Origin of the sequence: Stenotrophomonas sp. 3diitr2024, from assembly GCF_042136455.1 — a bacterium.
Taxonomy (GTDB): domain Bacteria; phylum Pseudomonadota; class Gammaproteobacteria; order Xanthomonadales; family Xanthomonadaceae; genus Stenotrophomonas; species Stenotrophomonas sepilia.
Genome location: NZ_JBHHMJ010000778.1, coordinates 1 through 269 on the forward strand (window position 1 = coordinate 1; position 269 = coordinate 269).

A 269-nucleotide genomic window follows, 5' to 3' on the forward strand; every position below is an offset into this window, starting at 1 on the left:
TCGCATGGCTTGAGCCACACTACCATCGGCGCAGCTGCGTTTCACTTCCGAGTTCGGGATGGGATCGGGTGGTTCCACAGCGCTAATTTCACCAGGGAGGCTTTTGGAGAGTCGCACTCGTCCCGGGGGACAAGGCGCCACCGAAGACATCGCGCTTGCCGAAGCGATCCGCCAGCCGCCGTGATGCACCAATACCCACGATCATGCAGAGGATGCCGCACGCGTTGAACAGGCTGAACGCCGAGGTGGCCGCGTCCTTCGGCCAGGTG

1 rRNA gene and 1 pseudogene are annotated in these 269 nt (G+C 62.8%); both read right to left on the reverse strand.

Features of this window, described 5'->3' with window-relative positions:
- Positions 1–96, reverse strand: a 5S ribosomal RNA gene (rrf, locus tag ABGA94_RS20530); the annotation flags it as partial.
- Positions 89–269, reverse strand: a pseudogene (locus ABGA94_RS20535) (hypothetical protein); the annotation flags it as partial. The gene rrf and the pseudogene ABGA94_RS20535, both read right to left, overlap by 8 nt.